We start from the raw sequence: 11783 nt of genomic DNA, 5'->3' as shown, positions 1-11783 counted from the left end.
ACAAACATTTTACCGAGTTGACGGCTCTTTTTCTACCATTTAGTGGTTAATCAACAGGTGTGTTTATTTATATATATTTCGTTGGCTTAATCATTTATGAAATGGATTTATTTTTTAACACTTATTCTTGGCATTGCAGTTGTAGGCTGCATGCCTTTTTTTATCTATTTTATGTCATCTCTATTTGTATGCTGAACTCTCAATCATGTGAATAGCTCGCTTGAATTTTCTTTTCCAGTTTGATGCGTTCCAGCTTCAGTTCCCAAATCTGTTCGCTCCAAGAATTTCTCTCCACAGAATTATTGCTATTCCGTAGAAGATCAAACAACTCCAATAATCTATCATTGATCTGGTCAAAATGCCGCCATAACGTATTAATTTCAGAATCCTTAGTTTCCCTGCCATTCTCCAGCGATTGATGCTGCAAGGCTTCTATAAGCTCTTGCTGCCACTCTATATCGTTCAGTTGTTTCGCATAATTAAGTATATCCAAATAGTCATCCACTTGCAGGTAGCTATGTGTTTTTATCAGTTGCATATTGTCTCTCTCCTTATGATGCACCCTATTACCAAGTATTATACTCGGTTATTAAGGAAAAACAATGCTTTGTTCCACATTTTCCGAAAAAAAAGAGGCGGCCTCAGCCACCCCTTCCTTTTCAAACGATTCTTAACCTTGTAATGCCGCCTGTAAGTCCTCGATTAAATCCTCCAGATCTTCAATTCCTACTGAGATCCGTACCAGTCCTTCGGTAATGCCCAATTCTGCGCGGCGTTCTACCGGGATAGATGCATGGGTCATGCGTGCCGGAACGCTAATCAGACTTTCAACCGCTCCCAGGCTCTCAGCCAGTGTAAAATATTTCACCTTTTTTAGGAGGGCAACCGCGTTGGCATCGCTACCTACATCAAAGGAAATGATACCGCCAAAGCCTTCGGCCTGAACTTTGGACAGCTCGTGCTGCGAATGGCTTTCCAGTCCAGGGTAGTACACTTTGCTGACCTTCGGATGCTTCTCCAAAAAGATCGCAATTTCCTTGGCATTTTGCTCAATCGCTTCCATACGCAAACCCAGTGTTTTGATCCCACGGATCAGTAACCAGGAATCCTGCGGGCCGAGAATAGCACCGATGGCATTTTGCAGAAAATGAAGCTGTTCACCCAACTCGTCGCTGTTCACAACAGCCAGACCGGCTACAACATCGCTGTGCCCGCCCAAATATTTGGTAGCCGAGTGAATAACGATATCGGCTCCAAGCGTAATAGGTGTCTGCCAATATGGAGTGGCAAATGTATTATCCACGATCAGCAATAGGTCATGCTTTTTCACCAGCTCCGAAACCACACGGATATCCGTAACTTTCAGCAGCGGATTCGTAGGCGTTTCTACATACAGTGCCTTCGTATTCGGACGGATCGCCTTGGAGACGGCCTCCAGGTCAGTTGTATCCACAAATGTAGCCTCAATGCCAATCCGGTTCAGCACCTTGCTTACAATACGGTAGGTGCCCCCGTATACATCGTCGGTCAGCAAAATATGATCTCCAGCATTAAACAGTGAAAATACTGCATGAATCGCCGCCATACCCGAGCCGAAAGCAAAACCGCGCTTTCCTTCCTCCAGCTCCTTGATCAGCTCTTCCAGTGCAAAGCGAGTTGGATTGCCTGTACGCGAATATTCATAGCCTTTATGAACGCCAATTTCCTCTTGCTCATAAGTGCTTACCTGATAGATAGGGACGTTAACCGCACCTGTATGGGGATCGGTAGGAAGGCCGCCGTGAATCAGCTTTGTTTTACGTTTCATTTTATATCCCGCCTTCATATATTTTTTTGCTCAGATAGCGTTCGCTGCTATCCGGGAAAATGGTGACGATATGTGCGCCATCCGGTGCGTTCTCTGCTTCCAGTAAAGCGGCATGTAATGCCGACCCGGAAGAACTGCCGACAAGAAGTCCTTCACGCGCCGCCAGCTCCTTGACACGGTCGAACGCATCGACGTCGCTAATCGTATGAATGGCATTAAAATAACCTTTATCCACAAACTCAGGAATCAATTCCATGCCAATCCCTTCGGTTTTATGCGAACCTGATTCTCCGCCGTTCAAAATAGAACCTTCCGGCTCCACGATTACGGTTTTAATGGATGCATTTTGTTCCTTGAGGTAACGCGAGGTCCCCATAAAGGTTCCTCCCGAACCTGCTCCTGCTATAAATACATCTACTTTTCCGTCCAGATCGTTCCAAATTTCCGGTCCCATCGTCGTGTAATAAGCCTCTGGATTATCCGGATTGCTGAATTGACGCGGCAAATAGGCATCTTGAAATTCAGCAGCCAGCTCCTTCGTTTTTTCGATGGCTCCCTTCATCCCCTCACTTGTCGGGGTATGAACGATACGCGCTCCCAGCGCCTTCATTAAATCTTGCTTTTCTTGGCTGAACTTTTCAGGCACAGCAAAAATAACCGAGATATTATAATGGAGCGCTGCCATCGCAAGACCAATACCTGCATTGCCTGCTGTGGCTTCAATTAAAGTTCCACCCGGCTTCAATTGACCTGTTTTTAAGGCTTTTTCGATAAGAGCCTTGCCCACCCGGTCCTTCACGCTGCCGCCGGGGTTCATAAACTCCAGCTTGGCAAACAGACGAATTCCCCTCGGCAGAGAATAGCTGTTCAGTTCTACTAGCGGTGTACGCCCGATTAATTCCAAGGTATTATGATATACATTCATGATTTCAAGCTCCTTTTAATGGCGAATCCTAATAAACCAATGGTCAAAATATAGCAACCTATTGCCGGAGAAGTTCGCCGTCATCCCCAAAAAACATAGTAATGCGGTGTGTATTGGTGCAATAAGATTTTATGTTTAATACAAGCATTTGTCAAATAGTTTCCTTCACAGCACAGTCTTATATTCATTTACTCGGTTGGACTGCTCTCGGCATGATAGGTTTGATCTATGTAGCCTTTCCTGCACTTTCGGTTACTGTGCTGGCACGCCTACATTTTTGGCTGCATAATATCGGCTTGCCAGTGCTGGTGTTAGCGATTGCAGGCAAAAAGTACGGCATGCCTGATATTGGAGTTTTGATCATCATAGGGTGGGTACTACTGGCGGCCGGAGTTGTACTGTTTATGGTGAATGTGTGGGACAGATTGCGCTGAGACAGATGAATATTCCTTGAATGAGCATGAAAAAAGGAGCCTGATCCACTACATCAGAACTCCTTTACATACTTCGTTATACGGTGGCAATCACAGCCAAGCGTTCTATTACGTTATTTTACGGCTCCGTCCTGCACATGCTCTTTGCAGAAGCTCTCCACAGCCTGCAACTCATCCTCTTCCAGTTCAAGCTCGATGTAACGGTTCGTTACTTTTTCAATCAGCTCATACTTCAATATTCCTGTTTTCTCTTCGTCTACTAAATAAAGCGTACGGATATACAGCCCGTTTTCAGTGTAGAGCTCGTCGTCCTCTTCAACCTCTACATCAATTATAAATTCATAACGCTGCCCGCTCAAAATACCAAAAGCGTCTTTAATCTGATCTACCGTGTACGATGTGAAATTTAACATGTCTTTATTCCCTCCGGATTTCCTTCGATTACAGTGCATTCTACGCCTGCAGGCAGTAGTTGTAAAACCTGTGTACGTACTTCTTCGCGGTTCAGATCCTGGCCCATAATGGAGATCCAGCCCCGATCATTACGCGAGCGAATTAATCGCCCGATGCCTTGTCTGAGTCTGAGTGCCATGTGAGGCATATCTATCTCCATAAACGGATCTGTCGCATCCTTGCGCAGTGCCGTAAAAACCGGATCATTCGGAGGAAAAGGCAGCGACCAGATGATGACGTGCGACAGGGACGGGCCTGGAATATCCAGTCCTTCCCATAACGTTACAGCACACAAGACGCTTTCCTCATCATTCTGGAAAGATGAGATCAGATGGCTGATTTCAGCCGATCCTTCATACAGAAAACGAAAAGCAGACGCTTCATAGTAAGCCGCGAGACCCGTTCTGAACGCATCCAGTTCCTCCTGTGAAGGAAACAGAATAAGCGCTCTACCCTGCGATTTCTCCAGCAGAGCCAACGCTCTCTGGATTGGATCATGCCCCGTCTGTAACGGATATAATGCCGCCTGCATCTGATCGTTGTAATCATACGGTGAAGCAACGGAAAACGTGAGCGGATTTTCAATACCGAGGCTTTGCGCCATATAATCAAAGGAGCTCTCCACGGAAAGTGTAGCTGATGAGAATACAATCGGTATATGCTGCGCAAATACTCGTTCTTTGAGAATCTCCTTTACCATCTTGGGCATAACCACAAGCGTTAATCCATCCTGATCCTCCATCACCCATGAAATCAGGAGTTCCGGACGCTTAAACAAGGCCAGCGCCGTTTGAATCATTTCCAGATGCTCTTCCACGATTTTGACCTGGTACTCATCCAGAGAGAATAACCCGCTTTCAAATACAAGCTCTTCCTCAATCGTACCGATCAGTTCACCAAAGCGGTTTACCTCTCGAATCAGCGACTCATTCAAGGTAAACTCCTTGCGATTAGAACCCTGTACCGGCTGACTGTTCTTATCGAGCACAGCGAACAAGGCTTCACTTTGGGATATCGCATCTTCAATCGTCATTGCCAAGGACTCTCGCACTTCCCCCTCCAGCAGACGGGTAATAATGGCCTCAAATTGAGCGTGCTTCAGCTTATAAGTGAGTGCATTCTGCGCCGCTGTCTCCAGCAGATGCCCTTCGTCAAAGACGACAGAGCTGTGCTCCGGCAGTAACGGCAGCTGGCCCTCACGCTTTCTCGCCTCATAGGTCCATACATGCTCCATATAAAAGTCATGAGAGCAGATCACCAGATCTGCTGCTTTGCGATAATGATCGCGGGACAACGTCTGTCCACAACGATGCCGCTGATGGCAAACGAGACAGTCTTGAAACACATCCCAGCCCAGTCTGCTCCACTGTCCATCCGTCAGCTCGGGATACTCTTTGCGGTTCCCGTAAGGTGTAAAGGACTGTAGCGTATCCGGAAAATGGACAAAATCCGGCAGGTCCTGATAGATATCACGGAACACATCCGCGTCATCATCCAATCCGCTTCGTACGTTATCCAGCTTGTTCAGACAAATATACTGATCCGGCGACTTACCCAGTCGGGCATCAATCGTCAGACTCAAATGCCGGGCCAGCTTGGCGATATCTCCCTCCGGCTTCACCAGTTGTTCAATCAACGATTCGTCCGCACAGGCGATAATCGCGGGCTTTCTCATGTACCGGGCATATGCAATAGCGTACAGGAGGTACACCAGCGTTTTGCCTGTGCCCACACCTGCTTCCGCGAAAATCGTTTTCTTTTCCTTATAGGCGCGCTCCAACTGGAATGCCATATAAATTTGTTCATCCCGAACCTCAAAGCCGACTTCAGGCAAAACTTCATAAAATACATCCGCAATCCAGTCACTTGCCTGCTCAATAAACGGCTTGGACGGATCAAAGGCAAAAGGATAAGTAGTCAATCGGGCTGTGCCTCCAATTCGTTCATAATGTGCATCCTTTCATTATAACGCAAAACAACCTAAAAAGAACATGGAAACTGTACGAACAGCTCACATTTTTTTATTTCGCTATGAAATTCTATAAAAGAAAGGACATCGGGGTTCGTTTGTGTGAGGGTGCTGTGCGTAGGATTTGATCTTACGATCACTGTTGCCCTGGGATTCTTGGATTATAATAAACCTTTTCAAGGTTAGAATCCCACGGCAAAGGCGAGCGCTACGCATCTCCAGATTCAAATCCTCCGCTACGCTGCAAACAGCCAAAATATTAGAATTTTGTGGAGAGAGCTAATAAAGAGATAGGAAACAAGCGAAGTTTTATTTATATAAGCTGAACTAAAAATGTACATGTAAAACGGAGTAGGTGGAATGGTGCTGCCTGCGCAGTGGCACGATAGGTAACTTTTAAGTTCACGCATGAGGTAATTTAATGGAGAAATTCACTCCTTACCCATAACTCAGCGCTCCCTGATTTCAATTCATTGTTACAGTCTGGTCCCCATCTCCGATTTCTTAGTCGATTTCTTCTCTGTCTCTATCTCTCCACCAGATTTCTCAAGGGATAGAGATATGATCACATCCAGTAATTGACTGTATGTCATCCCCGCTGCCTGTGCGCTTTTGGGAAGTAGGCTATTTCTTGTCATGCCTGGCAAGGTGTTCATCTCCAGCACATAGGGAATACCATCCCTCAGCAGCATATCTACGCGGGCATACACATTGCATTTCAAAGTCCAGTAACTCACCAATGCTGCGGACCGCACCCGCTCATCCACCTCAGGCGTCAGATGAACTACTTGCTCCTCTGCGCCGCCATCCTCATACTTGGCATGGTAATCAAACCACTCCGAGCCCTTGCTCTGGATGCCAATGATCGGCAGCAGTTTCCCATCTACAATGGAACAAGTCAATTCTTCCCCTTTGATATATTGCTCAATAAGCACTTCTACATCCCACCGGAATGCTTCCTCTACCGCCGCCCTCAAATCTTGGCTGCTCTTTACAATCTGTATTCCGATGCTTGATCCGCCTGAGTTCGGCTTAACAACTATCGGATAACCCAGCTTCTCTACGGCCTCTGCTGAATAGTCGCCTATACTGCCCCAGCACAGCCAATCTGGAGTAAAAAGACCTTCGTAGCGGAGCAACTTTTTTGAAACATCCTTGTTCATGCACAGGCTGCTGGATAATACGCCGCTTCCGGTATACGCAATACCCAATGTTTCCAACATACCTTGAATCGTACCATCCTCACCATAGGAGCCATGCAGAGCCAGCAAAGCCATATCAAGACCTTTCACTTTGTCAGCCAGTTCATCAAGCCTTGTTATTTCGATCGGATAAACTTCATATCGATTCTGGTCGAGATGCGCCATGATTTCCTTACCCGACTGAAGCGAAACCTCACGCTCTGATGATAATCCTCCCATAATAACGCCTAACTTCATCTCTGCACCTCTCATTCCATTAACTGTCTGGCAGTATCACCAATCATCTTAATTCCCCTGATAATATCCTCATCGGTGACACGAGAGAAACCCAACCGCATCGTATTACTACCACGATTATCCGTGAAGAAGATATCTCCCGGCGTAAAAATCACCCCCAGCTCTGAACATAGCTCCAACAACTCCCGTGTATCAAATCCTATATCAAAAGTGACAAACAGATGCAGCCCCCCATGACCGGAAAGCTGAGCATACGGGATATGCTCCTTGCAGCACTGCATGGTCAACTCATATTTGCGCTTATATTCGGTACGTGCTTTCTTTAAGTACTTCTCCAGATTTCCATTGTGCAAATATTGATAAAGAACCGATTGGTCCAATGTTGACGTATGAATCGTACGCGCTCGCTTAATGCTCTCCAAATAGTCAATCAGCTCAGCGTCCGCCAATATCCAGCCCACTCGGATACCGGGAAATAGCACCTTAGAAAAGCTTCCTAAATAAATCACACTATTGCCGTTGCCCGCCCCTGCCATTAATGGAGATACATGCGATCCGGTGTAGCGTAGCTCCTCATTAAAGCCATCCTCAATGACAGGAATCCCGTACTGGTTCATTAGGCTCATCAGTTCTTGTCGTTTCTTCGGGGACATTACAATCCCAGTAGGATTATGATAGGAAGGTACAAAATAAGCACAATCGTAAGGTTGTTCAGACAACGCCCGCTCAAGCTCTGTTAAGCTAATACCATCATCCTCCATTGGGATGCCTGTAATTTGAAATCCATGCAACTTAAAATTCTTAATGGCTGTATAATGGGTCGGATTTTCACACAGCACCCTGCCACTCCTTTTTCCAAGTGCCGACAACACAATATCTAAGCCCTCTGTGAACCCATTAGTAATCAAAATATCATTGCCCTTCAGATCGACTCCCTTATGCTGCATATAGCGCAATAAAAAGTCCATCAGCGGCTTATAGCCCTTGGCATATCCGTAGTTGAGCAGTACATCACCCTCCACAGACATCCGATCTTTGAACGCCCGCTTTACATTACCTATATCAAACAACGTCTCGTCTGGCGCAATACTGGTAAAAGAAATCGTCCCCTTCTGTGCACGAATGCCGTGCTTCATCAGGTCGAGCTGCTCAGCCAGTCGAGCATGATCATTAATCCGATCCAGCCAATCGATCTGGCAAGCTTGAGTCGCTGTTCCACCTGATACAGCAGCCACATAGTTTCCTTTGCCCCGAACAGCATAGATAAATCCATCTTCTTCCAGTTCAGCATATGCCGAAATCACCGTATTGCGGCTAAGCTTCATCTGTACACCCAGCTCACGGGTAGATGGCAACTTCTGATGAGGCTGTAAGGCACCTTTTATAATTATAAGTTTCATGTAATCTTTCAATTGAATATAGACCGGACGGTCACCTATAGGTTCAAAATCACGAAACACAACATCGCCCCCAGAGCTATCATGTCACAGAGTGAGGTATAAAAAAAGAACCACCTACCTGGATGTTTCCTCCGGTTGTGGTTCTTTGCACACATCGCATTTGAATAGCACATTATTTTTATTCAAGGAAATGTGTGAACCTTATATCAAACTTTAATTCCTAATGTCCTATTACTCAACCATGAATTGAACAAATTTTTACATTACACACTAAACAAGCCTTCTTCTCCACGCAGCTTTGCCAGTGCCTCGACAAAGAAATAATCGCCGTAGATGATGGGAACGTTAATGTATTTTTGCTCAGGATAATGTACAGTTCCATTCATGAGCAGTCCCTCATGATCCTGCTCCCATGCTGTACATGTCTCATGCAAGCCCTTGAGAATGGATGCTGCTGCCGTCGTAAAATGCTCCGCACGCGTCGAATATTTTGCCAGCTCCAGCAGACCGCTCGCCGCAATCGCCGCAGCAGACGAATCCCAAGCTTCACGGTGCCCCTCCTCCGCTCTAAAATCCCACACAGGCAGGCAAGCATCGCCCAGTTGGGACAGGAAAAAGTCTGCCGTGCTCTCGGCTACCTTCAAATAACGCGAATCGCGTGTGTACCCGTACGAAAGCGTAAAACCGTACAAAGCCCATGACGTGCCACGTGCCCAGGCAGAGCCGGGTGCAAATCCCTGTCCACCATGCTCGGCGCGTTTTTTTCCAATCTCCGGATCGAACTCGACCACATGCGCAATCGAACCGTCAGCACGGACAAACTCACGCGCTACGGTATCGGCATGCTGCACAGCCAGAGCGGCAAAACGCGGATCCCCGCTTTCCTCCGAGGCCCAATAGAGTAAGGGCAAATTCATCATACTGTCTATAATCGCTACGCCCCGCGTATCCATGTCCTTGGCGTGGAAATTCCACGCACGAATAAAACGGCCATTCACGTTAAAACGCGCAGCCAGCAGATTAGCGGCTAACAGCCCACGTCTTCTGGATTCTGGATCTCCAGTCAACCGATGGGCTGCCACACCGCTGGGCAGCCAAATAAAGCCAAGATCATGGTCTACGGCCTCACTATTGTAGAGCACCTTTTCCAGACGTTCCTCGCATTGCTGTGCAATTCTGGCAGCTCCGCTGTCAGGACGTGACCGATTTACCAGCCACAGCAAACCTGGATAAAAGCCTGCCGTCCACCATTCTTCCTCACGATGATCATAACGTCCACCTTCTGCAACATGTGGAAAGGCGTTTCCCAGTCTTGCCGCCAAGGCAAGCGTTTTGTCCATAGCCAGCTCCCACGATTGTTCCAGCCATGCTGCTGTTTCAGTCATTGCTCTTCACTCTCCCTTTTCCACATGTTCAAAAAATCTATGGGTCCTGCCCTAATCTATGCCGGCAAATGAATGATAAAGGAAATACGGCTGCCCTCGCATTCCAAACGTGCCCCCTTGAGCAAACCATTCCGACAGGCGACAGAAGCCAGTTCTTCCGGCCACACAACATTCGTCCCTTCCGTTGCTGGAATAACCTCCAGACTCGCACCTGCATACTCCACCCGAATGCTTTCCTTTTCTTCACCTGCGGACATCACATGGTGAATGACACTGCGTTCCCGGCCGTCATACGCCATTAAAGGAATAAGTGCCCCCACAGCCTGAATATTGCCTTGAAGCTCATATGTCACCTCAATTTTGCCGGGCACCTGCCGATAATGCGTTCGAATTTCCCACACGCCCGGAAACGGACCCTTCCACAACAACGTAAAATCAGTCGCTCCGTCAGATGCGGAGCTTTGCTCCATCTGTACCGATCCCCCACCGTCTAACGGATCAATACCTCCATCCCGGTCAAACTCCAGCGTGCCGGGAATGCCTTCCGACAGGCTGTGCCATTTCCCATCCTCCGTTTGCCAAGCGGGGGTATAGCTAAGCGGGAAAATATCCCCTTCCGCAAAGCCCGTAAACCCGCGGTCTGCATGCCCTGCCGAGGACGGACCGATTAGCGGTGGCAACGCGGAACGCTGAATACGCACAATGCCGGGGATATTGTACGGGTCATTCACTGACGTCTGCACAAGCATTTGCTGCCCATTGGCGGTGGCAATGACGGTCTGGAACCAGCCGTCCGTTTCCAGCACTCGGCTGCCTATTTCCGCCGGAATAGAGGCTGGGGAAATGCGCTCCAAATCGGCTCCGTGCAGGAGTGTATAAGCCAGTGCAGCAGCCGTCCACAGGCTGTAGCAGGTATGGTTCGAGTACACCTCGAAGCCATGCCGTGCCTCGGACGAATAATGGTTGCGAACGATATGCAGCTTGCCTTCGTCGGTCTGCCAGCGACCAATCGCCTGCCAGCACAGGTCCGCTGCCCGCCGGAATGCTCCTGCCAGCTCGTGCTCGCCCGCTGCAAAAGCCTGCTGCGCATGTGTCGTGAAAACGAAGGCCGCCGCCGCTTCGTTCCACTGATGCTGCGCACTTCTTCCACGCGGTGGAATTTCCCCGTGCGGGGATAACGCCAGCAGCGAGCTGAGCGCCCCTCTGTGAAGATGATCGCGCAGTTCAGGGGCACACCCGCCATCATATCCAGCCTCTAGCATCACGCCCAGATGAAAGCGTGTGACGATATCATAGGCAAACGGGCTATTGGGCCGGTCCAGCGGACCATCCTGATACAATCCCAATCCGGTAAAGCGAGGCAAATGATAGCTACGGATATACGTCTCCATCCATTCCAAATCTGTGGCAATTCCTTCCGCTGCACGCATAAACTCACCGGAAATCATAATCGCGTTCCAGTTGATCATACGGTTCGGATTTTTCATTTTGCTCATCGTAAAAATATAGGTAGCTTCCGGCTGAATCTGGCTCAACTGCTGCTTCCATGCTGTAGCCTGCTCTGGCAGCAGGTTTTTGAGCAGTCGATATGCCCCCATCATCATGATCGGAAAAAAGTCCGGGTGGTGATCCGGGGCCCTCTCCTCCACCACACACGCTATGCTATGCGTTAAGGCCGCCGCAGCGGATTCGAGCAAGTCATGCCGACCTTCTTTGACCAGTACGGCCGCCGCCAAAGCGTAGGATGGAGTCGAGTAATACCGTTCACTATCAGAATGCGGGTCGATGATGGCCCCATTTTCATCCTGATGCGGGGTATAAGCACGAACCAGCTTTTCCAGCACAGCAAGCTTACGTTGGTGAGTCCAGCCGTCCTCCACTCGATTCAGCCCGTTTTCCAACTGTTCGATAAATTCCTCCAGCTCCGTCTGCCAGGGATACACGCTGCCTGTGTGCAGTTTATTCATTCTG

Annotated in this window: 10 protein-coding genes; 1 reads left to right on the top strand and 9 read right to left on the bottom strand. The window is 48.2% G+C overall.

Annotation, left to right across the window (positions count from 1 at the left end):
- Positions 1–199: 199 nt before the first annotated feature.
- The 3 genes from C1I60_RS17730 to C1I60_RS17720 all read right to left on the bottom strand — a co-directional run bounded on the left by C1I60_RS17730 (position 200) and on the right by C1I60_RS17720 (position 2732).
- Positions 200–538, bottom strand: a complete 339-nt coding sequence (locus tag C1I60_RS17730) for a hypothetical protein (protein WP_137062925.1) — start codon at positions 536–538, stop codon at positions 200–202.
- Positions 539–670: 132 nt separating this feature from the next.
- Complete coding sequence (locus tag C1I60_RS17725) at positions 671–1807, bottom strand: bifunctional cystathionine gamma-lyase/homocysteine desulfhydrase (protein ID WP_137062924.1); 1137 nt, start codon at positions 1805–1807, stop codon at positions 671–673.
- Between the two features lies 1 nt (position 1808).
- Positions 1809–2732 carry a PLP-dependent cysteine synthase family protein gene (locus tag C1I60_RS17720; protein WP_137062923.1) on the bottom strand — a complete coding sequence of 308 codons (924 nt, stop codon included), beginning with the start codon at positions 2730–2732 and terminating at the stop codon, positions 1809–1811.
- A gap of 212 nt (positions 2733–2944) precedes the next feature.
- Here C1I60_RS17720 and C1I60_RS17715 point away from each other — a divergent pair, with 212 nt between their 5' ends.
- Complete coding sequence (locus C1I60_RS17715) at positions 2945–3166, top strand: hypothetical protein (RefSeq protein ID WP_252361763.1); 222 nt, start codon at positions 2945–2947, stop codon at positions 3164–3166.
- 113 nt (positions 3167–3279) lie between these two features.
- Here C1I60_RS17715 and C1I60_RS17710 read toward each other — a convergent pair whose 3' ends face one another.
- The 6 genes from C1I60_RS17710 to C1I60_RS17685 form a co-directional block, all read right to left on the bottom strand.
- Positions 3280–3579, bottom strand: a complete 300-nt coding sequence (locus C1I60_RS17710) for a DUF6509 family protein (protein ID WP_134909852.1) — start codon at positions 3577–3579, stop codon at positions 3280–3282.
- Entirely contained in the window at positions 3573–5540 is a 1968-nt protein-coding gene (locus tag C1I60_RS17705) for an ATP-dependent DNA helicase (protein WP_137062922.1), read from the bottom strand. The genes C1I60_RS17710 and C1I60_RS17705 overlap by 7 nt, the downstream gene beginning before the upstream one ends.
- Positions 5541–6064: 524 nt before the next feature.
- Positions 6065–7027: a D-alanine--D-alanine ligase gene (locus tag C1I60_RS17700; RefSeq protein ID WP_137062921.1), complete on the bottom strand. Its 963-nt coding sequence runs from the start codon at positions 7025–7027 to the stop codon at positions 6065–6067.
- An 11-nt stretch (positions 7028–7038) separates the two neighbouring features.
- A complete protein-coding gene (pdxR, locus tag C1I60_RS17695; RefSeq protein WP_137062920.1) occupies positions 7039–8487 on the bottom strand; it encodes a MocR-like pyridoxine biosynthesis transcription factor PdxR in 1449 nt (482 codons plus the stop codon).
- Between the two features lie 203 nt (positions 8488–8690).
- Positions 8691–9812 carry a glycoside hydrolase family 88 protein gene (locus C1I60_RS17690; RefSeq protein WP_137062919.1) on the bottom strand — a complete coding sequence of 374 codons (1122 nt, stop codon included), beginning with the start codon at positions 9810–9812 and terminating at the stop codon, positions 8691–8693.
- Positions 9813–9868: 56 nt separating this feature from the next.
- Entirely contained in the window at positions 9869–11779 is a 1911-nt protein-coding gene (locus tag C1I60_RS17685; RefSeq protein ID WP_137062918.1) for a glycosyl hydrolase, read from the bottom strand.
- Between the last annotated feature and the right edge of the window lie 4 nt (positions 11780–11783).

This window comes from Paenibacillus terrae, from assembly GCF_005217525.1.
GTDB lineage: Bacteria > Bacillota > Bacilli > Paenibacillales > Paenibacillaceae > Paenibacillus > Paenibacillus terrae_C.
Note: the sequence above shows the minus strand (reverse complement) of the source record. Positions and strands in the feature narration are given on the sequence as shown.

Excerpts from the sequence above, each read along its gene's own strand:
- C1I60_RS17700 (WP_137062921.1), bottom strand. The coding sequence starts at position 7,027 with ATGAAGTTAGGCGTTATTATGGGAGGATTATCATCAGAGCGTGAGGTT.
- C1I60_RS17690 (WP_137062919.1), bottom strand. The coding sequence starts at position 9,812 with ATGACTGAAACAGCAGCATGGCTGGAACAATCGTGGGAGCTGGCTATG.
- C1I60_RS17710 (WP_134909852.1), bottom strand. The coding sequence starts at position 3,579 with ATGTTAAATTTCACATCGTACACGGTAGATCAGATTAAAGACGCTTTT.
- C1I60_RS17720 (WP_137062923.1), bottom strand. The coding sequence starts at position 2,732 with ATGAATGTATATCATAATACCTTGGAATTAATCGGGCGTACACCGCTA.
- C1I60_RS17715 (WP_252361763.1), top strand. The coding sequence starts at position 2,945 with ATGATAGGTTTGATCTATGTAGCCTTTCCTGCACTTTCGGTTACTGTG.
- C1I60_RS17730 (WP_137062925.1), bottom strand. The coding sequence starts at position 538 with ATGCAACTGATAAAAACACATAGCTACCTGCAAGTGGATGACTATTTG.
- C1I60_RS17725 (WP_137062924.1), bottom strand. The coding sequence starts at position 1,807 with ATGAAACGTAAAACAAAGCTGATTCACGGCGGCCTTCCTACCGATCCC.
- C1I60_RS17685 (WP_137062918.1), bottom strand. The coding sequence starts at position 11,779 with ATGAATAAACTGCACACAGGCAGCGTGTATCCCTGGCAGACGGAGCTG.